Source organism: Agrobacterium sp. SORGH_AS 787 (assembly GCF_030819035.1).
Lineage (GTDB): Bacteria > Pseudomonadota > Alphaproteobacteria > Rhizobiales > Rhizobiaceae > Agrobacterium > Agrobacterium larrymoorei_B.
This window is the reverse complement of the sequence record NZ_JAUTBG010000001.1, coordinates 2,093,528-2,115,931: the sequence shown is the minus strand read 5'-3', so window position 1 is coordinate 2,115,931 and position 22,404 is coordinate 2,093,528. Positions and strand designations below refer to the sequence as shown.

23 protein-coding genes are annotated in these 22,404 nt (G+C 56.8%); 6 read left to right on the top strand and 17 right to left on the bottom strand.

Going from position 1 to position 22,404, the window contains the following annotated elements; all coding sequences use genetic code 11:
- Nucleotides 1-7 precede the first annotated feature (7 nt).
- A complete protein-coding gene (locus QE435_RS09305) occupies nucleotides 8-1,513 on the top strand; it encodes an aldehyde dehydrogenase (protein ID WP_349041082.1) in 1,506 nt (501 codons plus the stop codon).
- 196 nt (nucleotides 1,514-1,709) lie between these two features.
- Here the strand turns inward: QE435_RS09305 and QE435_RS09300 are convergent, their stop codons facing one another.
- Nucleotides 1,710-2,099, bottom strand: a complete 390-nt coding sequence (locus QE435_RS09300) for a response regulator (protein ID WP_349041081.1) — start codon at nucleotides 2,097-2,099, stop codon at nucleotides 1,710-1,712.
- Nucleotides 2,100-2,195: 96 nt separating this feature from the next.
- Here QE435_RS09300 and QE435_RS09295 point away from each other — a divergent pair, with 96 nt between their 5' ends.
- Entirely contained in the window at nucleotides 2,196-2,513 is a 318-nt protein-coding gene (locus tag QE435_RS09295; RefSeq protein ID WP_349041080.1) for a hypothetical protein, read from the top strand.
- Nucleotides 2,514-2,940: 427 nt separating this feature from the next.
- Nucleotides 2,941-3,171: a hypothetical protein gene (locus QE435_RS09290; RefSeq protein WP_306927442.1), complete on the top strand. Its 231-nt coding sequence runs from the start codon at nucleotides 2,941-2,943 to the stop codon at nucleotides 3,169-3,171.
- Between the two features lie 122 nt (nucleotides 3,172-3,293).
- On the opposite strand, the gene QE435_RS09285 is transcribed toward QE435_RS09290, so the two are convergent.
- Nucleotides 3,294-3,671 (bottom strand): helix-turn-helix domain-containing protein, encoded by a 378-nt coding sequence (locus tag QE435_RS09285; protein WP_349041079.1) that lies wholly within the window; start codon nucleotides 3,669-3,671, stop codon nucleotides 3,294-3,296.
- 98 nt (nucleotides 3,672-3,769) lie between these two features.
- Between QE435_RS09285 and QE435_RS09280 the strand changes: the two genes are divergently transcribed.
- Entirely contained in the window at nucleotides 3,770-4,831 is a 1,062-nt protein-coding gene (locus QE435_RS09280; protein WP_349041078.1) for an SDR family oxidoreductase, read from the top strand.
- Between the two features lie 357 nt (nucleotides 4,832-5,188).
- Here QE435_RS09280 and QE435_RS09275 read toward each other — a convergent pair whose 3' ends face one another.
- On the bottom strand, nucleotides 5,189-5,536 hold the full coding sequence (locus QE435_RS09275; RefSeq protein ID WP_349041077.1) for a helix-turn-helix transcriptional regulator: 348 nt from the start codon (nucleotides 5,534-5,536) through the stop codon (nucleotides 5,189-5,191).
- Nucleotides 5,537-5,637: 101 nt separating this feature from the next.
- On the opposite strand from QE435_RS09275, the gene QE435_RS09270 reads away from it, so the two are divergent.
- Entirely contained in the window at nucleotides 5,638-6,738 is a 1,101-nt protein-coding gene (locus tag QE435_RS09270) for an NADH:flavin oxidoreductase/NADH oxidase (protein WP_349041076.1), read from the top strand.
- Between the two features lie 506 nt (nucleotides 6,739-7,244).
- Here the strand turns inward: QE435_RS09270 and QE435_RS09265 are convergent.
- From QE435_RS09265 to QE435_RS09230, 8 genes are all read right to left on the bottom strand, one after another.
- On the bottom strand, nucleotides 7,245-7,658 hold the full coding sequence (locus QE435_RS09265; RefSeq protein WP_309770564.1) for a DUF3830 family protein: 414 nt from the start codon (nucleotides 7,656-7,658) through the stop codon (nucleotides 7,245-7,247).
- A gap of 127 nt (nucleotides 7,659-7,785) precedes the next feature.
- Nucleotides 7,786-9,195 (bottom strand): dihydropyrimidinase, encoded by a 1,410-nt coding sequence (hydA, locus tag QE435_RS09260; protein ID WP_349041075.1) that lies wholly within the window; start codon nucleotides 9,193-9,195, stop codon nucleotides 7,786-7,788.
- 13 nt (nucleotides 9,196-9,208) lie between these two features.
- Entirely contained in the window at nucleotides 9,209-9,937 is a 729-nt protein-coding gene (locus tag QE435_RS09255) for an amino acid ABC transporter ATP-binding protein (RefSeq protein WP_306927456.1), read from the bottom strand.
- Nucleotides 9,934-12,867, bottom strand: coding sequence for an FAD-dependent oxidoreductase (locus tag QE435_RS09250; RefSeq protein ID WP_349041074.1), 2,934 nt, complete (start codon nucleotides 12,865-12,867; stop codon nucleotides 9,934-9,936). Before QE435_RS09250 ends, QE435_RS09255 begins: the two co-directional genes overlap by 4 nt.
- A gap of 12 nt (nucleotides 12,868-12,879) precedes the next feature.
- Nucleotides 12,880-13,770, bottom strand: coding sequence for a 4-hydroxy-tetrahydrodipicolinate synthase (gene dapA / locus QE435_RS09245; RefSeq protein ID WP_349041073.1), 891 nt, complete (start codon nucleotides 13,768-13,770; stop codon nucleotides 12,880-12,882).
- Between the two features lie 19 nt (nucleotides 13,771-13,789).
- Entirely contained in the window at nucleotides 13,790-14,482 is a 693-nt protein-coding gene (locus QE435_RS09240; RefSeq protein WP_306927461.1) for an amino acid ABC transporter permease, read from the bottom strand.
- Between the two features lie 65 nt (nucleotides 14,483-14,547).
- Nucleotides 14,548-15,381, bottom strand: coding sequence for an ABC transporter substrate-binding protein (locus tag QE435_RS09235; RefSeq protein WP_309770560.1), 834 nt, complete (start codon nucleotides 15,379-15,381; stop codon nucleotides 14,548-14,550).
- Between the two features lie 104 nt (nucleotides 15,382-15,485).
- Nucleotides 15,486-16,133, bottom strand: a complete 648-nt coding sequence (locus tag QE435_RS09230) for a GntR family transcriptional regulator (protein ID WP_349041072.1) — start codon at nucleotides 16,131-16,133, stop codon at nucleotides 15,486-15,488.
- 102 nt (nucleotides 16,134-16,235) lie between these two features.
- Between QE435_RS09230 and QE435_RS09225 the strand changes: the two genes are divergently transcribed.
- A complete protein-coding gene (locus tag QE435_RS09225) occupies nucleotides 16,236-16,916 on the top strand; it encodes a GntR family transcriptional regulator (RefSeq protein ID WP_349041071.1) in 681 nt (226 codons plus the stop codon).
- Between the two features lie 69 nt (nucleotides 16,917-16,985).
- Here the strand turns inward: QE435_RS09225 and QE435_RS09220 are convergent, their stop codons facing one another.
- The 6 genes from QE435_RS09220 to QE435_RS09195 all read right to left on the bottom strand — a co-directional run bounded on the left by QE435_RS09220 (nucleotide 16,986) and on the right by QE435_RS09195 (nucleotide 22,342).
- Entirely contained in the window at nucleotides 16,986-17,165 is a 180-nt protein-coding gene (locus QE435_RS09220) for a hypothetical protein (protein WP_349041070.1), read from the bottom strand.
- Between the two features lie 292 nt (nucleotides 17,166-17,457).
- Nucleotides 17,458-18,240, bottom strand: a complete 783-nt coding sequence (locus tag QE435_RS09215) for an ABC transporter permease (protein WP_349041069.1) — start codon at nucleotides 18,238-18,240, stop codon at nucleotides 17,458-17,460.
- Nucleotides 18,240-18,896 (bottom strand): ABC transporter permease, encoded by a 657-nt coding sequence (locus QE435_RS09210; protein WP_349041165.1) that lies wholly within the window; start codon nucleotides 18,894-18,896, stop codon nucleotides 18,240-18,242. Before QE435_RS09210 ends, QE435_RS09215 begins: the two co-directional genes overlap by 1 nt.
- Nucleotides 18,897-19,094: 198 nt before the next feature.
- Nucleotides 19,095-20,159, bottom strand: a complete 1,065-nt coding sequence (locus tag QE435_RS09205; RefSeq protein ID WP_349041068.1) for an ABC transporter ATP-binding protein — start codon at nucleotides 20,157-20,159, stop codon at nucleotides 19,095-19,097.
- 111 nt (nucleotides 20,160-20,270) lie between these two features.
- Nucleotides 20,271-21,308 carry an ABC transporter substrate-binding protein gene (locus QE435_RS09200; protein WP_349041067.1) on the bottom strand — a complete coding sequence of 346 codons (1,038 nt, stop codon included), beginning with the start codon at nucleotides 21,306-21,308 and terminating at the stop codon, nucleotides 20,271-20,273.
- A gap of 68 nt (nucleotides 21,309-21,376) precedes the next feature.
- A complete protein-coding gene (locus QE435_RS09195) occupies nucleotides 21,377-22,342 on the bottom strand; it encodes a 2-oxoglutarate and iron-dependent oxygenase domain-containing protein (RefSeq protein WP_349041066.1) in 966 nt (321 codons plus the stop codon).
- Between the last annotated feature and the right edge of the window lie 62 nt (nucleotides 22,343-22,404).

The following is a 22,404-nucleotide window of genomic DNA, read 5'->3' as shown; positions in this document are numbered from 1 at the left end:
TATCCCGATGACGATCGCACCTCAATCCAGCCACTGGCAAGAGAAAGCCGCCACACTAAGGCCGGAAGGCCGTCTGTTTATCGACGGCGATTACGTTGCCGCAAGATCCGGGGCGGTTTTCGAAAGTCTCAATCCCGCAAACGGCACCGTTCTCGCCGAGGTCGCACGCGGGGATACTGGAGACGTCGACCACGCGGTCGCCTCCGCCCTTAAGGCCTTCAAGGCCGGCATATGGTCCCGCATTCCACCACGGCAGCGCATGGCCGTACTCTACCGCTTTGCCGACCTGATCGAGGCCCACACGGAGGAGTTCGCACTTCTCGATACGCTGGACATGGGCAAGCCGATCAGCGAAATGCTTTCGGTCGATGTGCCGCTGGCGCTGACCTGCATCCGCTTTACGGCCGAATGCGTCGACAAGCTGCAGGGAACGGTCGGCGCGACCGCGCCGGATGCCCTATCCTATGTATTGCGCCAGCCGCTTGGTGTCGTCGGCTGCATCGTTCCCTGGAACTATCCTCTTCTGATGACCGCCTGGAAGATTGCCCCCGCTCTTGCGGCTGGGAATTCTGTCGTCCTGAAGCCAGCCGAGCAGTCCCCGCTTTCCTCCGTGCTGCTGGCCCGACTTTTCGTGGAGGCCGGCGGACCTCCCGGCGTCTTCAATGTCGTCAACGGCTTTGGTTCGGAAGCCGGTAGGGCGCTTGCTCTGCATCATGATGTGGATAAAATCGCGTTCACCGGGTCGGTCGAGGTCGGCAAGCTGATGATGACCTATTCCGGTCAGTCGAACATGAAGAAAATCTCGACGGAATGCGGCGGAAAATCGCCCCATGTGATCATGGCCGATGCAGCCGATCTGGAAATGGCGGCGGACTGGACTGCCATGGGCATTTTTGGCAATCAGGGCGAAGTCTGCTGCGCCGGGTCCCGCATTCTTGTCCAACGAAAGATCCTGCCGGAATTCACCTCACTGCTTCGGATGAGGGCGGAAAACACATATCGGCCGGGGGATCCGCTGGACCCGGCAACGGGTATGGGGCCTCTGGTCGACATCGGGCAGCAGAAACGCGTTCTGAACTATATCGGTCTCGGAAAGCATGCCGGTGCCAACTGCATCTCGGGCGGCGGCATACCCGTTGGCCTCGAACACGGCGCCTATGTCTCTCCGACGATATTCACAGATGTGACAAACGATATGACCATCGCCAGGGAAGAAATTTTCGGGCCTGTTGCCAGCCTCATCGCATTCGACACCTATGAGGAGGCACTGGCGATTGCCAATGACACACGCTTCGGTCTCGCCGCCGGAATCTGGACCTCCGATCTGGGAAAAGCTCACCAGTTTATAAGGGATGTCGAGGCAGGAATGGTTTATGTGAATAGCTATATGATCGGAGACATGCAGTTTCCGTTCGGAGGATGGAAAGAAAGCGGAAACGGTCGCGACAAGTGCATGGAGGCCCTGGCTTCCTACACGCAGACAAAAAGCGCCTGGCTAACCATAGGGATGTAGACCCTATCTAAGATCCTCGCCGCAGACTGGCTAGCTCCCGATAATTTAAGCCGTTTTGAACTGGAATTTTCCACTCGTGATCCCTGAAGGGAAGAAGAGGAGAATTCGATGAAGGCGTCTGAGTTTTCGTAAGCGCAGATTTCGGTTGTTTTGAAGCAAGTAGACAACTGACGTCACGGAGAAATGTACCGCACATTTAAACGGCGCTCGCCACTCCAGGTGCGACCGTGATCGAAGTATCGTCCGTCTCCAGCAATTTCAAAAGGTGATCCAAGCTGTAAGGCTTTGGCATAAACGCCCAGCCCAGTCCGACATCGTCGCAGACATCCCGACCTGACACGACAACGACCTGCGTCAGCGGAGATACGCTTGAAACCATTCCGGCGAGATCGAGGCCATTGAGGTGTCCTGGCATGTCGACGTCAGTGACCAATGCATCGAAGCACGGATTGCGTCCGATCGCCGCGACCGCCTCAAGGACGTTCGCTGCCTGCACAACAGTGTACCCATCGTCCTGGAGCGCCTCAACCAATATCAATCTGATCAGAAGATCGTCTTCTACAACGAGCACAGTACGCGGGGACATGGGTGGCTCCAATGGCTATCGGTTACTCAACTTGTCCACGCCCGTTTCGATCATCCCTGCTACTCAGTATTTGCCAACATATTTAATTAAATCTGAATGACCAAACTTGTACTTGAAAGCTCACTCTCCTGCCATCACATGAACGTAGCAAGAACATTCATGGGAGAAGTCATGATGACATCTGGTGAAAAGCAGCTTTCCAAGACCGCAATTCGCACCTTGTCGGCGATCCACCAGTATCGCTACCAGCGACGTTCTGGTCGTGTGTGGCTGGTTGGCGACAAGCGCATCTCGACCTCAACCGTTGCCAACCTTGAAAAGGAATCTTTCGTCAGAGAAATCGCCACAAATGGCTCTCCTCGCCTTGTCTTAACTGACGAAGGCAAACGCTTTGTCGCTAAGGTTGGTGAGTAGGGTAGTTGGGACCGTCGCAAATTGCGCGGATCGAATATTTCGGTTGATTTTCTCATCATGGCCACGGGCATCATACCTTTGGCAATGTCAGCATCCGTGGATGTCGCTTTGACGTTTGGTTGGGTTTGGGGGGGGAAGGTATCAATGTTCGACACATGCTTCAGGCATAGAAACCGACCTGACCGTTGCAGCTAAAACTGACGATCGAGAAAAACCCAGATCGGTGCGCAGCGTCCTCCTTGCAGCTTTTCAAAATATGGTTCTCGCGCGTCCGCGTAGAACGCGGTTGTTTCGCAGCATGCCTAGTCTGATAGGCCCATGGCCGCAAAATTGACCTCTAGGAGTTGCCTCACAGTTTATTTCAGTGCATCATAATCCGGCAGTACCAGCTGCATATTCTTCATTTGCCAAACCTTAGGAGGTCCAAATGGAAGGTGCACCCGTACGTTTTAGAGCGATCGAGGACTGTGAAGCCTCAGGAGTTCCCATTCCCGCTGGCCCCTATATCGGTAGGGAAAAAATTGAAACAGCGCACAACCGCCCCGCAGGGCGAGCCTTTCTCTACAGCCTCGATATGGCAGAGAAAAACACAATCTTGGATGTGACGCCCTTGGTCGAACTCGGCAAAATCACGGTCGTCCGGCAAAGCGCGCTATAGGCAAAAATCCTAAAATAAAATTTTGTGAGAAACCCTCTGCGTCGGAGGGTTTCTTTTTGTGGTTAGGCGACCAGCCAATGACCAAAAGAATTCCGTAACGAAGCCGACCTCGTTGCGGGCACTTACCGTCTTGAGCTGGGACGGGGTTCAAGCGCATCCAGCGCATCAGAATTGTCCCTGCCCCAAGCGTAGAGCAACTCGACGGGTTCGACGAAACGCTTGCCTAGTCCGGTCAGCCGATATTCCACAGCAGGCGGTCTTGTCGAATACACATGTCGCGAGACCAGGCCGGAATGCTCCATTTCCTTCAACGTTTGCGTCAGCATCTTCTTTGAGATGCCTGGCAGGCTCCGTTCCAACACACCTGTCCTTGCGGCACCCTGATGAATTTTATGCAACGTGTGCAAGATCATGCTCGTCCATTTGGTCGAGAACAGTTCGAGCACTCGGCGGGGCGCACAGTCCTCGCGCCAATCCTCTTCATTGCTGCCCGGCTTCATCGTGGTCACCTCCTGGTATCCATGTCCCCAAACTGTCCCGTCTACATGTCGGCCTGCCGGATGCCTAACTGTAGTTCAATCAAAAATGGAGTGTCATCATGGTTAGAACAGCATTGGTCGTCGGCGCAAGCGGGATCGTTGGCAACGCAACGTCAGAGCTATTGGTGAAAGAAGGCTGGAAAGTCTACGGGTTGGCGCGTAGGCCTAAGGATCATAATCGGATCGTGCCCGTTGCTGCCGACTTACAAAATGCAGAAGAAACGGCGCGTGCTTTGCACGACGTCAGACCCGATGCGGTCTTTATAACCACATGGGCCCGACAGGAAAGCGAAGCGGAAAATATACGCGTCAACTCCGCGATGGTTCGTAATCTTTTAGCTGGGCTCAGTCCTGCTCAATCCACACGACACGTGGCGCTGGTTACCGGACTGAAGCACTATCTCGGGCCCTTCGAAGCTTATGGCAAAGGCGTCCTGCCGCAAACGCCATTTCGTGAGGAACAGGGCCGTCTTGATGTTGAGAACTTCTATTATGCGCAGGAAGATGAAGTTTTTTCTGCCGCTGAGCGCGACGGTTTTACCTGGAGTATCCACCGTCCACATACCGTTATCGGCCAGGCGGTCGGAAATGCCATGAACATGGGAACGACGCTTGCCGTCTATGCTACCATTTGCCGAGAAACCGGTCGTCCATTTCGCTTTCCCGGTTCGTCCGCTCAATGGAACGGCTTGACAGATATGACCGACGCCAACCTTCTGGCGAAACATCTGGTTTGGGCAACCGAGACGCCGCAGGCCGGCAATCAGGCGTTCAATGTCGTCAACGGAGATGTTTTTCGATGGAAATGGATGTGGCAGAGAATTGCAGGATGCTTTGGCATAGAGCCAGCACCCTTCGATGGCACAATCAATCCTCTGAATGAGCAGATGAGCAACGATGATGTGATCTGGAGAGACATCGCCAAACGCGATAATCTGTTGGAGCCTGAAATCGACCGTCTCGCGTCTCCATGGCACACGGACGCGGATCTGGGCCGCCCCATCGAGGTCGTCACCGACATGAGTAAAAGCCGCCGTCTTGGCTTCAACGAATACCAGCCGACCGACGATGCGTTCTTCGCCCTTTTCGCAAGCCTTCGCAAGAACCGCCTTATCCCCTAGAAACTTTGATTGCCACGAGCGGATTAGGAAAATGAGACCGCGCCAGCTTTTGCTGGCGCAGTCAATGCGCCAGTTCAATCGTCGAATAAAGTTTCCTTCGATAGTCAGAGCTCGATCGCCTCGTACGGGTCAAGCAAAGCTTTGCAACCGTCCCATACCGTCCTGATCGCTACTCGCTGGATTCAGCGACTGAGCGGGTGGAGAGGAATCAAAGGGGCGTGCTCCGGCGCTGCGGTCAACACTGCCATAGCGATAGCCCAAGTAATCTGGGGGCGAGATCATGAGGTGTTGGGTCTAACTTATCGCGGAGATGCCCGGTACCGTCAGCACCGCACCGTGTTACTCCATTGCGACGTCTTATTGCTTCGCCGTCTGGACATCGGAATGATGCTGTTTGGGTGCATTACGCATCGCTGCTTCGACCACATCGAGCAACCCCGGGAAGCGCTCATTCAGTTCGGCACGCCGAAGCGCATTCATATGTGTGACGCCTTCATTGCGTGTCCACACCAGCCCAGCTTCGCGTAACACGCGGAAGTGATGTGAAACGCTAGACTTCGGCCTGCCCCCGTCCAGTGCACTGCACGTTGCCTCATCGGTAACGCAAAGCTTTTGCACGATCTCAAGGCGCACTGGATCACTCAGCGCGTAAAACAATTGCTCTAGGCTGACTTCGTGAATGGCGGGATGCTTCATGACTCTCATACCACCATCATTAACACGGGTATCAATTTAATGCCATTGTTCTATTGTATTCGAACTAACGAAGATGTAGACCCACCGCATTCTTGAACCGGAGACCAACAATGGCAAAGCTGTTTGACACTTTCAGCCTCAAAGGCATCACCCTACGCAATAGAATAGCGGTTTCCCCAATGTGCCAGTACATGGCCACGGATGGTGTGGTTTCGGACTGGCATCTTCCTCACTATGCGGGCCTAGCGCGCGGTGGCGCGGGTCTGGTCGTACTGGAAGCAACGGCTGTATCAAAGGAAGGGCGGATTACGCCCGGCGATCTCGGCATCTGGAACGATGCCCAGGCTGAAGCACTTCGCCCAATCGTTGAGGCCATCAAATCCGCAGGCTCGACGCCGGGCATTCAAATCGCCCATGCTGGCCGCAAAGCCAGTGCCAATCTGCCCTGGGAGGGTGATGATCATATAGCTGATGGTGACCCGCGTGGATGGCCAACTATCGCACCGTCAGCAATTGCCTTTGGCGGCGACCTCGGAAAAGTGCCCGCTGAAATGACAAAGGACGATATAATTCGCGTGCAGCGGGATTTTGTTGCTGCAGCCGAACGGGCTCGCGATGCGGGGTTCGAATGGCTTATGCTGCATTTTGCCCACGGTTACCTGGCGCAAAGTTTCTTCTCCGTCCACTCCAATCAGCGGCAAGATGAGTACGGCGGAAGCCCTGAAAACCGTGGGCGGTTCTTGATTGAGACACTCGCGGCGGTGCGCAAAGTCTGGCCCGAAAACCTCCCGCTCACGGCCCGTTTCGGGGTGATCGAGTTCGATGGACGTGACGAAGAGACCCTTCGAGAATCAATCGCTTTGATTCGCCGCTTAAAGGAAGCAGGCCTTGACGCAATCGACGTCAGCATCGGTTTCTCCACGCCAGCGGCGCAAATCCCTTGGGGTGCCGCCTTTTTGGCGGAGATCGCCGCACGCGTTCACGTGGAAACAGACCTGCCGGCATCGACCAGCTGGTTCATCAGCGATCCTGTTCAGGCTGATGCTCTTATTCAAGACGGAAAAACGGATCTGGTGATGCTGGCCCGTCCACTCCTCGCCGATCCGCACTGGCCTTATGCCGCAGCAAAAGCGCTCGGCGTTGAAAATCCCGCTTGGGCAACACTGCCACCACCTTACGCCCACTGGCTGGCGCGCTACCGCACTAACTGATCGTCCAGGTGACACCAGCGTGCTTCGATCCGATGAGATTGGAGCACGCGGGTTGCCGCCAGCGAAGGTCTAGGTGGACGCGCTGCCAAGCAATCTGCTTGAGCCGATTGGACTTGGGTAGTTCCGAATGACGAGCCAAGCCAGTATTGCCTATAACTAGCCTTCGAGCCGGCGCCAAAAGCAACCATCCGATAAACCTGTTTCGGACCTGGCAACGGAGGACAGTTATGCATAATGCTTGGTTGTCCACATCAACAGCGAATACAGAGCCAGATCACTGCAAATGATCGCTGACATGCAAGCCCGCCGTGCGCCACTCGGTCGAGACGGTAACGCCGTTTTATATAGTTCCTGCGAACAATCTCGACCGCATTGGTAATATGATTGCCGGAGCCGGAGCCGCAATCTGCGCCTCATTCGCGCGTAAAAGCCGGAGAGGCGACTATCTCTGGAAAAATTATCGCCAATCCAATCTCATGCTTTATGTAGAGATGAAAGAGATGCATTCACTCCACGGCTTCGAACCGGATATCCTGCGCGCCTTCCCACAGGACGATGCGGCCCAGCTCAGGCAACTTGTCGAGGTTTGACTTGATCGTGATGAAGTGATTACCAGCCAGCTGGCCCATCTTCGACGAGAAGTCAACGCCGCCGTAGGCGAGCAGGATCTCGGTCTCGCTGATGCCGCCCGGGTAAAGAAGGATGTGGCCGGGGGCAGGGTGACTCGTGTGGTTTTCATATCCGACACCGAAATCGTGGTCGCCGAGCGGAATCCAGACGCCCTCTCCAGACCAGCGCACGTGAACGATCTTGCCTTCAAACGGCATTTGCTTCAGAAAAGCTTCCGACGTTTTTGGAGCCTTGTCTGTTTCCAGTACCGCGTCAAATTCGAACGGACCTGCAGTAATCTTCAATTTCATGCTGTTTCCTTTTATGTAAAATCCGTGAGGGTCTCTGCCTCTCCTCGAAAAGGCAAAAGCCCTATCCCTTCGCTCCTGGCGGTTGCGAGCCTAAAGTCGGCTCCCGCCATTGGTGGAACTGCTCCAATCAGACTGAGCGCATCGAGCGTATCGTGGCAGAACGGTAGGTACCCTGCCCTTTCTGGCCAACGAGTGCGCCGTCTTCGACCATGATAGTCCCCGCAACGATCGTTGTTATCGGCCAGCCCTGAATTTCCAGGCCTTCATAAGGCGAATAGTCCGAACCGTCGTGCAGATCCGCGTGTCGGATGACACGACGCTCCTCAGGATCCCAGATCGCGATATCGGCATCAGCGCCGACCGCAATCGTTCCTTTTTGCGGATAGAGACCGTAGGTCTTGGCGTGATTGGTCGCGGTGATCGCAACGAAACGCGTCAGGTCGATACGTCCGCCCATTACGCCCTGCGAAAACAGGATCGGCAATCGGACCTCGACGCCTGGAATGCCGTTCGGGATATGGCGGAAGTTCTCGCGGCCCTTGGGGTTGAGCTTGCCCGTCACATCGTCGTAGCGAAAGGGGCAGTGATCGGAGGAAAACAGCTCAAAGACGCCGGTTTCGATGCCGCGCCAGCATTCCTTCTGGGCGGCCTCGTCTCGCGGCGGTGGGGAGCAGACGTATTTCGCCCCTTCCCAATCCATGCCTTCCAGATCCTTGGCGGTCAGCGTGAGATATTGGGGGCATGTTTCGCCGACAACCCGAACGCCGCGCTGACGCGCACGCATGATTTCTTCCATCGCCTCGCCATTCGAAACATGCACGATGACGATCGGCACGTCGGCGATTTCGGCCAGCGACAGAGCGCGATGCGTCGCCTCCCGCTCCACCGCGATCGGTCGTGTAGATGCATGCGCCCTCGGGGCGACATTCCCTTCAAGTTCGTGCTTGTTGATGAGAAAGCGGATGGCATCCTCGTTTTCGCAGTGAACCATGACGGTCGCACCTGTACGGCGGGCGACATCGAGCGTCTTTAAGATATCCGCGTCATTCAGGCGCAGATTCTCATACGTCATGAATACTTTGAGGGACGTGTAGCCATCCTCCACTAGCGCCGGAATTTCCTGTCCAAGCACGGCATCCGTCGGGTCGGAAATGATCAAGTGGAAGCTAACATCCGTGTAGCATTCGCCTTCGGCGAGCTTGTGATACTCGGTAAGGGACGCGCGCAATGGCTTGCCTTTCTCCTGAAGGCAGAACGGCATGACGGTCGTATTCCCGCCGAAGACCGCCGAAAGCGTCCCACTTGCGAAATCGTCCGCCATGACAATCCCCTCGCCTGAGGGCTGGGAGATGTGTACGTGGCTATCGATACCACCGGGCAGCACGTATTTTCCGCTCGCGTCTATTGTTTTCGCCGCGCCCGTCAGCTGCATCCCGATCTGGACGATTTTACCGTCCTTGATGCCAATTGATGCTCGATAGACGTCTGACGCCGTCGCGATCGTGCCGTTCTCGATGATGAGGTCGAATTCTGTCATGGTTTGCGTGCTCTCAGTGCTGGAGGATCTTGCTGAGGAAGGCTTCTGTACGCGGGTTGTGCTTGCCGGCGAAAAACGCTTCGCTGGGGCTGTCTTCAACGATCTCGCCCTGATCGATGAAGATGACGCGGGTCGCCACGCGACGCGCGAAACCCATTTCATGGGTCACGACCATCATCGTCATGCCGTCTCGCGCCAACGATGTCATAACGTCAAGCACTTCGGAAATCATCTCTGGATCAAGCGCGGAGGTGGGCTCGTCAAACAGCATGGCGAGTGGGTCCATGGCAAGTGCGCGGGCAATTGCCACGCGTTGCTGCTGGCCACCGGATAGTTGACCGGGATATTTGCGCGCATGGTCGACGAGCCCGACACGATCGAGCAGCTGCATCGCTTTCGTCTGCGCGAGTGTATCGCTCCGCCCTAGAACGATCCTTTGGGCAAGCATGATGTTGTCCATGATCGTCAGATGCGGAAATAACTCGAAATTCTGAAACACCATGCCGACACGAGTTCGGAGGTTGGGCAGGTCCGTTTTCGGATCGCCTACTTCGATGCCGTGGACACGGATGGAGCCCTTCTGAAAAGGCTCCAACCCGTTGACGCATTTGATCAGCGTCGATTTCCCCGAGCCCGATGGGCCGCAGACAACCACGACTTCACCCCGGTCGACATTCACATTGCAGTTCTTCAAAACCTCATAGGGGCCGTAGAACTTGCTGACGCCGTTGATCTCGATCATGAACGACCTTTCTTGAAGCGTGATATGGAGAATGGCTGCAATGCCCGACCGGTTTCTCGGCCTAGGACAAGCTGAGCAGTGAGTTGGCCGACGATCGGGCCGAGAGTATAGCCGTTCGATGTGACTGCATTGAAGAATCCGGGCTGGTCGGGATGTTCGCCAAGAATGGGTGCTCCGTCGATATTGATGTTCATCGCAGCCCAGCTGCGGATGACATGCAACTTTCTCAAGGCCGGCACCACATGCTGTGCTACCCAAAGATTTCCCTCAAGACTGGACAGAAGTGGGCGAGGATGCTGGAATACCGGATCGAGTCCGGCCGTCCAGCCACCACCGATGATGAAGTTTCCGTTTGCAGCCTGCTTAAGTGTCAGGTGGCGATCGGCGTGAGCCACGAGGCAGGATATCGTCGGCGCGGCCGCCTCCGTGACAACCATCTGTAAGGGCGCACCGAAAACCGGAACGTCAAGGCCTAGCATCGCGCCGATCCGGGCGGAGAAAGCGCCCGCCGCGTTTACGACACGCCCTGCCCGGATCCGCCCACGGTTCGTTTCAACGTCAAATCCGCCGACAACCGGCGTGATAGAAATTACCTCGCAGTTGTCGATGATCCGGGCGCCTGCCCCACGCGCAGCCTTGAGCACATGCTCAGTGGCAATGAGCGGATTGATCTTGCCCTCCTGCGGGCAGTAGGCTGCGCCGACAAACTGGCGTGAAAGCGCGGGCTCAATCTGCCGCAGTTCGCCCTGATCCACGATGCGGCATTCAATACCGGCCTTTTGCTCGACTGCGACCTTCTCCTTGAGAAAACGGAGATGCTCATCGGTCTCTGCCACCATAAGCCCGCCGGTCACTTTCATCTCGAAGTCCCGCGCGAGTTCGCGTTGCAGGGATGCCCACAGCGAGATCGAATCCCGTTGAAGCGGTAGGGTCTGGGCCGCAGGCGCCCCTCCCCCTTCCGAGCGGGCTCCATGATCGAAGGAGAGCAGCTGGGCATGCAGGCTGCCGGCATTGCCGCCGGAGGCGAGCGAGTTGGGGAAGCTCCGTTCCACCACGGTCACGTCCTCGCCCTCACGCGCCAGAAACAACGCCGTAGAGATCCCGGCAATGCCGCCGCCGATCACCAAGGTGGATGTTTCGCTCACCTGCAAAGGCTCAGTATTTTTGACCGGCGGACGGTCGGGCAAGACAGCCCGCTTGTGTCCACCCCATTCCGGCTTTTCGACAGCCAGCGCAGCAAGGGGAACAGGGCGCAGGGGCATCTGCGGTGCAAGAAAGCCGCGCGTCTCGTCGTTCCGATGGAGAGATTTGGCGATGCCAGCGATAGAGGGTCCGCAATAACGGCTCTGGCAACGCCCCATACCGGCGCGAGAAAGGCGCTTCAGCGTCGCGACGTCGAGCGCGCTGTCTTGGGCAAGCTCTCGAAGCGCTCCAAAGGTGACGCCTTCGCAGCGACAGAGTATCGTCTCGTCAGGCGCGGCGTGTGTGTCGCTCGTGGCCTGAGAACTTCCGGCCGCGAAGAGGGCCCATAGGGCCTTTTGAAATCCCCTATGCCGGGAAAGCTTCTTTTCAAGCCAAGTCGTCGACGTCGCCGAAAGGCCAAGTTTTCTTGCCACTGCGATGCCGGCAAGCCTCCCAGCCGCCATTGCGACATGCGCACCACCGAAGCGGGCTGCCTCGCCCACGACATGCACGTCCGGCAGGCTTGTCTCGCCATCGCTCTTGCAGATAGCGACAAGATTGCCGTTGACCACTTCATGCGCGCAACCAAGCAGGCGGGACAGTTCATTTGACGGGGTAAAGTTGCCGCCAACAAGAAGCGTGTCGGCGGCAAAAGTCACGCGCCCACCGGGGCCAGAGATGGCAATTTCCTCGACGCTGTCGGCACCAGACGCTGCGACGACGTCGCTCTCCCAAAGGATGGGAACACCTGCCTTTCGCAGGCCCTCGAGCTGTCGAATGCCCTTCGTCGCAAGCAGCGGATTGGCCGCGAAGAGCTGCAGCGCGAGGACTGGCCTCGTCCACGGAGCGGGTGCCTTTTCCACCAGCGCAACGATGGTCGCTCCGGCCTTGAAGAGCTCTGCGGCGATCTGAATGTTCAACGGCCCGTTACCGGCGACGACGATACGTTTCCCAGCAACAGCTCCATAGCTTCTCAGTAGCGTCTGCGCCGATCCGGCTGTCATCACCCCCGGCAGGGTCCAGCCCTGAATCGCAGTCGGACGCTCGTGAGCCCCGGTTGCGATCACGGTCATACGAGGTTTGCAGTAGAATGCCCCATTGGCACCAAGACAGCCGATGATTGGCGTCGACGCATCCCGTCGCTCGGCGCCCCAGACGGTGCTGCCTTCAAGAAAGGTTACGCCGGCATCTCGGGCAGCTCGAACAAGGTCTGCACCCGACAAAGCCTGCTCGTCATTTTCGAGAAGACGGCTAGCCGTCCCCGTCAGCGGCTGTTTAAAGAACTGCCCACCGGCAGAGGATCTTTCGTCGAGCAGCATAACGGACGCGCCCGCCGATGCGGCGGCCTCGGCTGCGCAGAGACCTGCTGGACCTGCGCCGACAACCAGGAGATCGGTTTCGAGGATGGGAATGTGCGCTGGGGTTTCCGCAAGGTCATCAAAATCCGCCGACATGAGATCAGGCCGGGGCTCGGGCCGGGTGATCGTCATGCCAGGCTGGACAGAGGTCATGCAGGCCCGCTGGCTCGCCTTGCCATTTACCGTCACAAGGCAATCCTGACAGGCCCCCATGCCACAGAAAAGACCCCGCGGCTCGCCTTTTAGACCACGTGAAAAAGAGTGGCGGACAGCTGCCTCCATCGCGGCTGCGATGGTCATTCCCCTTTCGGCCTTGATCACTGTTCCATCGAAGCTTATCTCGATGGGCGTGTCGGAACCCGGCGGGTATTGCGTCGAGACAGCGGGCATCGTCGTTCTTCCTCAGGCCGTGAAAACCAGGCCGAAATCGGAAACCAGCTGCTTCATCTCAGCATCCTGTGCCGCAGGAAGCGGCAAACGCGGAGGGAGAGGCGTTCCTGCCTGAAAACCCATATGAGTGAGCAAGGACTTCGAGCCGGCGACATAGGCCTGTCCGCCAACGGCCTGAATGACAGGCAGCCATTTTAGATAGAGCGCGCGCGCTTCATCGAATTTCTTCTCGTCAGCGGCCAGCTCGAAGATCCGCGCCATAGGACCTGGTGCGACGTTCGATGCGACGGCAACCCACCCCTGAGCGCCCATTACGAAGGATTCGAAGCCGAGAATGCCGCCGAATACGGTCATGTTATCGCCAGCGAGACGAATGATGTCCCGTACGCGGGTCACTTCGAGCGTCGATTCCTTGATATAGTCGCAACCCTTGATTTCGGCGATGCGTTTGACGAGCTCGGGCTTGAGATCGACATTGGCGGTTGCCGGATTGTTGTAGACCATGATCGGGATGGAAATCGCCGCGGCAACCGTCCTGTAATGCTCGACCAATTCATCATTTGTGGGCGTGCAATAGAAGGGCGGAATGATCATTACTCCGTCAGCGCCCATATCTTCAGCCTTGCGGCTCAGCCGCACGCATTCACGCGTATCCTCTGCACCCGTGCCGATGAGGACCGGAACCCGGCCGGCAGTCGTTTCGATGACTGTGCGAGCGACGGCATCGCGTTCCTCTTCGCTTAGCGACAGGAACTCGCCTGTCGAGCCAAGCGGGATCAGACCATGAATGCCCTCTTTGATCTGCCAGTCTGTGAAAGAGGCTAGTGCGCTGAGATCAACGGCGCCATCGCGATCCAGTGGCGTAATCATAACCGTGTATACGCCGCGAAATGTCTTCGTCATGTGAGTAAGTATCCTGGTGTTAACGCTTCTCGTTGATCGACAACCGGGCGTCGGCTTGTCCGAGACGGTTTTCTATGTATCGCTGGAAGAAATCCCAGAGCGTGGTCAAAAGCAGATAGTAGATGGCCGCAACGGCGAAGAGCTCGAGCACCATGAAGCGCTCCTGAATCAGGACCTGCGTGCGTCGGAGCAACTCCTCCATCGAGATGACGGATGTCACCGAGGTCGTCTTCAGCAAGCCATTCACCGAATTGCCGAGCGGCGGGATAATGACCTTGAACGCCTGCGGCATGACGATATGGCGCATGATCTGTCTCTCAGTCATGCCGAGTGCACGCGCAGCACGAGATTGACCTTCAGGAACGGCACCGATGCCAGCGCGAATGATCTCCGCAAGATACGCGGCCTCATTGGCCGCCAGCCCCACCAGGGCTGCCTGGATTACACTCAGCTTGATGCCGAAGAGCGGTAAGGCGGTATATAGCGCGATCAACTGCACCAGCAGCGGCGTTCCCCGAAACAGCCAGATATAGACCTTGGCGAGCATCTGCACCGAGCGCAGATGCGACCGCCGCATCATTGCCAACACGAAACCCAGGACGAGACCGGCGATCAGAGACACAACGGTCAGCCAGATCGTCGTAAAAACCCCACCAAGGATGAAGGGATTGACGAGATACCCGAAAAAACCCGACCAGTTCCATAACGTCATCAGACCATCTTCCTACAAAATACGCGAGCGTGGAGACCACGCCCGCTATGTTCAAATCAGGCCGGTCAGCGGCCAGGACCCTTGACGGAATAGTCGCCGGCAACCATCGGGAGACCGTATTTGTCGAACAGCGTCTTGAGCGAGCCATCCGCCTTCATGCCCTTGAGCGTGGCGGAAACGGCATCCGCAAGAGCCGGGCTCTTGAACGCAACCGCGACAGGCGCGGGATAGAGGCCGCTGATGGCGCGTTTGAAATCGCCACGAGCGTCGTATTCCTTAGCCACCGCATCAATGGACACGACGCCGTCAACCTGGCCGGCACGCAATGCCTGGAAGGCAAGAGCAAAATTGTCAAATGTCCGAATTGAGAGGCCCGCCTTGCCAGCGTCGCGGAGCTCCTTATCCAGAAGACGGGTCTTCGTCTCCTCGAAGCCGCCGATCTCGACGCCGATCGTCATGCCTGCCAGATCATCCTTCGACTTGACGCTCTTGTCAGAGTTCGGCGCAATCGAAATGCTGATCGCCTGATCTTCATAGGGGATCATCTGCATGACCTTGGCGCGCTCTTCCGTGAAGAAGATGCCTGTATTGATCATATCCCAGCGGCCCGCCTGCAGACCGGGCACCATCGCGGAAAATTCGATGCGAACATATTCAGGCTTGAGGCAAAGTCTCTTGGCGATTTCCTCGCCCAACTCCACACGCATGCCTTTCAACTGGCCACTGGAATCAACGAACTGCAGTGGCGGCAGGGTGGGGTTGGTCGACATCACCAGTGTGCCGGGCTTGATAAGCTCACCGGCGGCGACCTTTGGGTCACAGCTTTGCGCGAAGGCGACCGATGCCATCATCGAGAACGCTGCCGCAAGCGTGAAGCGGGAATGCAAAAGCTTTGTCATATTGGCCTCTGGGGTTGTTTATATTTATTAGCTCCACATTTTTGTATTCATGTGGGATCCCACTTTTATACACTAATGGTCTTATCGTGCAAGTCTGCCATCGATCAATAATTGGAAAGGACGCCTTGACGCACGATTTCGAGATGAGACGCCATGGCCTTACGAGCGCGTTCAGCATCATGACTAGCCAGCGCCATAATGATTTCGCGGTGTTCCGCTACGCCGGGCTTAACGCGGGTGAGTGCCATCTGCCGTTCAAATATCGTTGTATATCGCCGCATCTCAGCAATTGTTGCCGACATGAAAGGGTTGTCGCTGTGATCCGCGATAAAGTCGTGTAAGGCATCATCGGATCTCCAGACCTCCTCGGGGTCGGGCTCTGGATCGGCCTCGATGATATCCAAACTGGCGAGGAGACGGCCCACATGCTCCTCATCGGCACCGGGAGCGGCGAGCGCCGCGGCCGTCGGCTCCAGCAACATTCGCATCGTCAGGCTGTTGAGATAGTCTTTGAGCGTGATGACCCTGACGCAAAGAACACCTCGCTCGTCACGCACCAACAGCCCCTCCCCTTCGAGTCGGCTGAGAGCATGCCGCATTGGGGAACGCGAGACGGCGTACTGCGAGGCAAGACGGCGCTGCTGGATGACACTTCCCCCAGCTAGGCGGGCGGAGGTGATTTCGGCAAGAAGCAGCCCATAGGTTTCCTGTGCAAGGCTTTCCTCAACTGCTTCGCTCACGTCATCACCCATGCTACCCCTTTCCCATCAACGCCATCCTCGATTATCATGAGAAATGGATTGTCTGTTAAAGTACAGCCCGGAACATCATTGCAAGGATGAAAGACCAGCAAATTGACAGATATCTCGGCGACCACTGCTGAAAAACCGAGTGAACGTGGGCCGCACAACCTCGCATCCCTCGCCTATAACGCTGTTTCAGACATGATCCGCCATCGGAGCCTGAAGGGCGGGTATGTGATCGTGGAGGCCAAGCTTGCCGAAGCGCTTGGTATTTCAAGAACGCCGCTGCGAGAAGCGCTCCAACGGCTGGAGGGCGAAGGCCTCGTGCGCAAGGGCGACGGGCGCAACTACGTTGTACGGCGCGTCGATATCGGCGAATACCTGCAAAGCTTGCGGCTGCGCCTTCTAATCGAGCCTGAAGCGGCAGTTCTTGCCATCCCCAACATCCCGCGACGCCAGCTTATGGCCGTTCGCCGGGAAATCCACGATCTCCTGGACGCGACGGCCTACCACACCGACGCGCACTGGTTTTCGGACGACAATCTGCACAATATGATCATCGATTATTGCGGCAATGCCGTCATGGCAAAAGTCTTGCGAGAACTGCGCGCCACCACCCGGCTGTTTGAAATTGATCGGCTCAAGGACAGGTTGAAACCAGATTCCAGCGAGCATCTCCTCATCATTGAAGCAATCGAGCGGGGTAGCGCGGTGGATACGCGCAAGTCCGTCGCGATTCATATAGAAAGCCTGATAGCCTTCGCTCGGGAACATTTGGGCGCCCTGGAGTAGAGAGGCTGCCCTGACAGGATGGCTCGGTCGCAGGGCTGATAGCGCTGCAAATGTGAATTCTCTTGGTCTTCAGGAGCCGTTCATGAGCAATATCGACACCTCGTTGGCAATCGCGCTTGTGGCCGGAACTCGTCGATTACGCCAGTTCGCGTAGCCCTTGGTATCAATCAGGATCAGTTTCCAGGCTGGTGCGGATTGGCTTCTCCATATTTGCCTCCACATCGCCTGCGACGGACGAATGATCGCCATATGATCAATCATTAATTGCTATAGAGAGCGCCTCTCACCCAGATGCTCTCTTTTGCGCGAATGACGTTCTTCCCATTGGTAACCTCCCGAAGGCACGACGTTTGGGAATCTCCGTTTTAAAACATGGGAGCATCAGGATTTGGCGAGAGCGGCATCGCTGGCGAGATACCACCAGGGCTGACGACATCGCAGCGGGTAGCGCAAGGCTTGGCGTGAAGCGGGGAAGCATCTGGCTTGCAATAGCTACCACTACCGCTCGCGGAAACCGATCGCGAAGCCCGCCGGTTTGCCGTCAAAACCGGTGAACCCGTAAGCCAAGCACCTTTTCGGACACAACGACCACCACAATCGTCATTACGATAGATAGGGTCGAAACCGCTGCGGCTTCAGGTGTGAAATTCGTCCTGAGATAATCATAGATCTGGATCGGAAGCGTCGCCGTCCCGACATTCTTCAACATGAACGATATCGTGAAGAGATCGAAGGAAATGATGAACGCGAAGAGGCAACCACCGATCACTCCTGGCTTGATCAACGGCAGCATGATGCGCCTGAAGCGAGTAAACGGGCCTGCGCCAAGGCTGCGCGCGGCCAGGCTCCACGAGGGCTCGTAGGCCTCCATCGCCGCCGACACATTGATGAAAACGAAGGGCAGCGTCATGAGCACATGCCCAATCAACATGCCAGCCATGGTCGTCGTGCCGACTCCGATCGCGTAGACGAAGAACAGAAGCGATATTGCTGTCAGAACTTCCGGCAGGAGCAGTGGCAGCAGCATCGCCAGCCGAACGCTTTCCTTCCACCGTCCCGCATGCTGCACGTAGAACATAGCCGCCATTGTTCCGATGACGCCGGAAATCGCGGTCGAAACGGCTGCTACCCACAGGGAGGTCCGAATTGCGAGCCAGAAAACATCGTTATGGAAGAAGACGACATACCACCGGAAAGAGAGCCCCTGGGGCGGAAAGGTCAAAAATGCGCCCGCATTGAAGGATGCGCCGACAACCACGAGAATGGGCAGCAGCAAGAAGCCGTAGATGACGAGGCAATAACCATTCAATATGTGCTTGGACATCAACCAATCTTCCATTTCATGCGCGTAAGCCGCGAGAAAATCACGACAATCGCTGCTCCGGTGAGCGAAAGCATCAGTGCCATGGCAGAGCCGAAAGGCCATTGGAACGTATCGATCAACGCATCCACGACGCTGACCGCCATCGTCTTCACTCTAAGACCGCCGATTAATGCTGGCGTCACATAAGCGCTTAACGACAGCACAAACACCAGAATACAGCCCGCCTGAATACCGGGCATGGCAAGGGGCAGGATGATACGCCTGAAAACAATGAGCCTCCCGGCACCGAGGGAACGCGCAGCAGACCGCAATGACGGGTCAATGCCCTGAAGCGCACTCATCAACGGCAGGATCATGAAGGGAAGGAAGACGTGGACAAGTGCGATGACAATTCCGAGGGCGTTGTACATCAGTCCGATCGGGCGATCGATCAGCCCGAGATTCAACAGCGTCTTGTTGATGATGCCGTTGTTCCCAAGCAGAATTGTCCAGCCGTAGCTGCGGATTACAATGCCGACAAGAAGCGGCGACAGCACGAGCCCATAGGCAAGGCCGCGAAACCGCATCTTTTCGCGCGAGAGCTGCCAGGCGATTGGAAATCCGAGAACGAGGCACAGAAGCGTTGTGACCAGACCGATCAACAGCGTATTCGCCACCTGCTGCAAATAGAAGGAATCTGTGAGCAGCCTCAGATAATTGCCAATGGTAAATCCTGGCGCATAGGGTGCGCCATGTGGCCGGATTGCGGAAACTCATGACCACGATATTGAGGTATGGCAGAACGAGAAAGAGGCCGAGTAGCAAAACCGATGGCATGATCAGCAGGATAGGATAGGTGGATCTAGCGCGACTTGTCATGAGATCGTTCCTGGTACCCAGAACCGCTCGCTATCGACCTTTACCGTTACGCGATCACCGGGCTGAAAGCGGTTACGAGGAAAAGTCTGAACATTCAGCGTCTCGCCGTTTTCAAGCACCAGGCGGTAGTCGATCAGGCTACCGGAATAATAGCTCTGCAAAACCGTTGCGATAACGCCGGGCCCCTTGGCTCCGACAGATGCAAGTTCGATAGCTTCCGGTCGCAATAGAACCGGAAAGGAACCGTCGTTCGACGGTAGCACGCCTTTGATATAGGCCGCGCCAAGCGCGGTTTCGATAATTGACATGCCATCGGCACCCCTGCCGGTCATGCGGCCCGGCAGTGTATTCACCTGCCCGACGAACTGCGCGACCTCCAGGCTCGCGGGCCGATCATACACATCGGAGGGGGAGCCATACTGCGCGATTTGCCCTCCGAACATGACGACGATCCTGTCCGACATCGTCATTGCTTCGGCCTGATCGTGCGTCACATAGACGGTGGTAATTCCAACGCGCTTTTGCAGATCTCGAATGAAGACCCGCATTTCGTCCCGAAGCTTGGCGTCGAGATTGGCGAGCGGCTCGTCGAGCAAGAGTATGCGCGGTTCGATGACGAGGGCACGGGCAAGCGCCACGCGCTGCTGCTGCCCACCCGAAAGTTGGCGCGGATATCGCTCCGCATACCCCGAAAGCTGCACCATATCCAGAACCTTGGCGGTGCGGTTTACGATGTCTGACCGGGAAATCTTGCGCATCTCCAGCCCAAAGGCGAGGTTCTGCGCCACCGTCATATGGGGAAAGAGCGCGTAGTTCTGAAACACCATGCCGATATCGCGTTTTTCCGCCGGGATATGAGACACGTCCTGGCCGTCAAAACGGATGGCGCCGGATGTGACGTCCTCGAAACCTGCGATCATCTTGAGCGTCGTCGTCTTGCCGCATCCCGATGGCCCCAGTAGCGATATGAACTCACCATGTCCTATCTTGACGGAAATTCCGTTGACGGCGCGGGAGGTACCGTAATGCTTGGTCAGCTCTTCTATGCTCACCTCGGTCATGCTCGATCTTCCAGATTGTCCGTGCGGCGTACCGCAACTCTTACTGCGTCGGGGAGAATGCCGGGTCGTTCCGAGGCGACCCGGCTGCATTGCCTCTCGGAGAGCCAGAAACTACTTCATGATCTTCGCCCAAGTCTCTGCAAAGCCAGCTTGTTTCTCGTTCATGAATGCCCAATCCCAAGTCAGGATCTTGTCCATCATTTCGCCCGAAATTGGCACATCCTTCTTCAGATCGTCAGGGACGATAACCTTCGCGTTGGTGGGCGAGACGAAGAACTGCTTCATCAACGGAACCTGTCCTTCAGGCGAGAGAAGGAAGTTGGCATATTGATAGGCCAGATCCTTCTCCGGCCCGTTTGCGAGAATGTTGAGTGTCTGATCGAACATCAGCAGACCCTCTTCCGGCACGATGACATCGATCGGAAGTCCTTGGCTGCGCAAACGCGCGACCTCACCGAAATCGAAGGGAGCGACGACGAACTCGCCGGATGCGATGCCGGTTGAAAGGTTGAAATCGGCTTGTATGACGGGCCCGAGCTTTTCCAGCGCCTTGAAGCCCGCATCGACATCGTATTGATCCTTGCCGAAGATCTTGGAGGCCAGCATCAGCTCCATTTTGCCAGCCGTGTTGGCAAAATTGTAAAGGCCAATACGTCCTTTGAACTCGGGGTTCTCCCACAAATCCTTCCAGCCTTTGGGAGGTGTCTGGACCATATCGGTACGGTAGGCGAGGCCGATGGGAGACACCATCGCGATAGCACCCCAGCCATCGGTCTTTTTGGCAAGCGGGTAGAGGTCGGCATAGTTCGGCAATGTTGCCAGATCGAGCTTTTCGAAGAAGCCTTCCTTGCGCAGGCTTGATGCAAATGCCTCATTCGTCATGAGGATCGAGTATGGCGGCTTTTGTGGCCCCGCTGCACGTAGGTTGGCGCTCCAGACACGACCATTGCCAGCGTCCAGCGTCACCTGAGCACCGCTTTTCTGAGTGAAGGCTGGAGCCATAGTCTGGCGCCAGAACTGTTCCCATGCGCCGCCCAGCGTCGGCACGACGAGTGTCTTGCTTTGTGCCCATGCTGGCACGCCCAGCATGGTCGCCGCTGTCATTCCACCCATTCCGGCAAGGATCTGCCGCCTGTTCATGTTCATCATCGAAGTTCCCTCAAACTGGTTTTGATTTGGTCATGCACTGTGGGCAGGCGGTCTTCCGCTTCTTGCCGTCAGGTTCTACCGAAGGCCTGGCTGGTCTTCAGTGAAATGTAATCGCCGTAGGTGATCGGTTCGTATTTAGGGGCCCCTTTTGCTGCAAAAGGCGGGAGGCACTGGATCACAGTTTCCCTGGACGGGTTGAGGAAGAACGGGATGGACTGGCGACGAGTTGTGCCCTTGAAAGCGCCAGGCGGGTTGGCAACTCTGTGCGGAGTAGAGAGCCATTCATCGTTGGACCAGCGCATGAAAGCGTCGCCGATATTGATGACATAGGCCCCTTCGACATTGGGTGCATCAAGCCATTCACCTGCCCGGTTTTTCACCTGCAGTCCACCCGGGGACGCCTCCGACCGGAGGATCGTCATGAAACCGTAGTCGGTGTGGACACCGGCGCGAAGTTGCCCTGGAAGCGGACTCTCCGTCTGTTCCGGATAGTTGATAACCCGCAATGCCGAGAGATGATTTTCAAAGGCGGGCTCGAAAAAATCCGGTGCAAGACCTATCGCTTCGCAAAAGGCGCGCCTGAGATGACCCGCAAGCCTTTCCATTTCAGCGAAATAGTCTGCAAAAGCCTGTTGTAATCCTTCGGGACGGGTTGGCCACAGATCACCAGGCAATCGCGGTCCGAAGTTCAGGCTCTCCTTGTAATCGCCGGGCGTCTTAATCCCAAGGGTCGCCGCAAGCGCCTCGTCTGCGAGCGGTGAGAACGCGACGCCGCCTTCCATCGCCGTACCCCTTCCCTGCCCGACTTTCCATTCCTGTGGCTCGTCGAAGAAATCGCGAGCAAGATTATAAAGACGCGTTGTGACCTCCGCCTTCACACCATGCCCCGTCACGAGAAAGAAGCCGGTCTTACGGCACGCGTCCTCTATGGCAGCAACCACCGCATGGCCCGCGGCTTCGCCGTCGACAAAGGGCGCGATGTCGATAACGGGTATCATGTCCTGCACGTCATTCGGCGCTGTGCTCGTTTGCATCCTTGGAGCTTCCTTCCTTGATCGTGGTGATGGCAGCACGCGCTGGCGCCGCCGGACGCTAT

Excerpts from the sequence above, each read along its gene's own strand:
- QE435_RS09305 (WP_349041082.1), top strand. The coding sequence starts at position 8 with ATGACGATCGCACCTCAATCCAGCCACTGGCAAGAGAAAGCCGCCACA.
- QE435_RS09300 (WP_349041081.1), bottom strand. The coding sequence starts at position 2,099 with ATGTCCCCGCGTACTGTGCTCGTTGTAGAAGACGATCTTCTGATCAGA.
- QE435_RS09295 (WP_349041080.1), top strand. The coding sequence starts at position 2,196 with ATGACCAAACTTGTACTTGAAAGCTCACTCTCCTGCCATCACATGAAC.
- QE435_RS09290 (WP_306927442.1), top strand. The coding sequence starts at position 2,941 with ATGGAAGGTGCACCCGTACGTTTTAGAGCGATCGAGGACTGTGAAGCC.
- QE435_RS09285 (WP_349041079.1), bottom strand. The coding sequence starts at position 3,671 with ATGAAGCCGGGCAGCAATGAAGAGGATTGGCGCGAGGACTGTGCGCCC.
- QE435_RS09280 (WP_349041078.1), top strand. The coding sequence starts at position 3,770 with ATGGTTAGAACAGCATTGGTCGTCGGCGCAAGCGGGATCGTTGGCAAC.
- QE435_RS09275 (WP_349041077.1), bottom strand. The coding sequence starts at position 5,536 with ATGAGAGTCATGAAGCATCCCGCCATTCACGAAGTCAGCCTAGAGCAA.
- QE435_RS09270 (WP_349041076.1), top strand. The coding sequence starts at position 5,638 with ATGGCAAAGCTGTTTGACACTTTCAGCCTCAAAGGCATCACCCTACGC.
- QE435_RS09265 (WP_309770564.1), bottom strand. The coding sequence starts at position 7,658 with ATGAAATTGAAGATTACTGCAGGTCCGTTCGAATTTGACGCGGTACTG.
- hydA (WP_349041075.1), bottom strand. The coding sequence starts at position 9,195 with ATGACAGAATTCGACCTCATCATCGAGAACGGCACGATCGCGACGGCG.
- QE435_RS09255 (WP_306927456.1), bottom strand. The coding sequence starts at position 9,937 with ATGATCGAGATCAACGGCGTCAGCAAGTTCTACGGCCCCTATGAGGTT.
- QE435_RS09250 (WP_349041074.1), bottom strand. The coding sequence starts at position 12,867 with ATGCCCGCTGTCTCGACGCAATACCCGCCGGGTTCCGACACGCCCATC.
- dapA (WP_349041073.1), bottom strand. The coding sequence starts at position 13,770 with ATGACGAAGACATTTCGCGGCGTATACACGGTTATGATTACGCCACTG.
- QE435_RS09240 (WP_306927461.1), bottom strand. The coding sequence starts at position 14,482 with ATGACGTTATGGAACTGGTCGGGTTTTTTCGGGTATCTCGTCAATCCC.
- QE435_RS09235 (WP_309770560.1), bottom strand. The coding sequence starts at position 15,381 with ATGACAAAGCTTTTGCATTCCCGCTTCACGCTTGCGGCAGCGTTCTCG.
- QE435_RS09230 (WP_349041072.1), bottom strand. The coding sequence starts at position 16,133 with ATGGGTGATGACGTGAGCGAAGCAGTTGAGGAAAGCCTTGCACAGGAA.
- QE435_RS09220 (WP_349041070.1), bottom strand. The coding sequence starts at position 17,165 with ATGGCGATCATTCGTCCGTCGCAGGCGATGTGGAGGCAAATATGGAGA.
- QE435_RS09215 (WP_349041069.1), bottom strand. The coding sequence starts at position 18,240 with ATGTCCAAGCACATATTGAATGGTTATTGCCTCGTCATCTACGGCTTC.
- QE435_RS09205 (WP_349041068.1), bottom strand. The coding sequence starts at position 20,159 with ATGACCGAGGTGAGCATAGAAGAGCTGACCAAGCATTACGGTACCTCC.
- QE435_RS09200 (WP_349041067.1), bottom strand. The coding sequence starts at position 21,308 with ATGATGAACATGAACAGGCGGCAGATCCTTGCCGGAATGGGTGGAATG.
- QE435_RS09195 (WP_349041066.1), bottom strand. The coding sequence starts at position 22,342 with ATGCAAACGAGCACAGCGCCGAATGACGTGCAGGACATGATACCCGTT.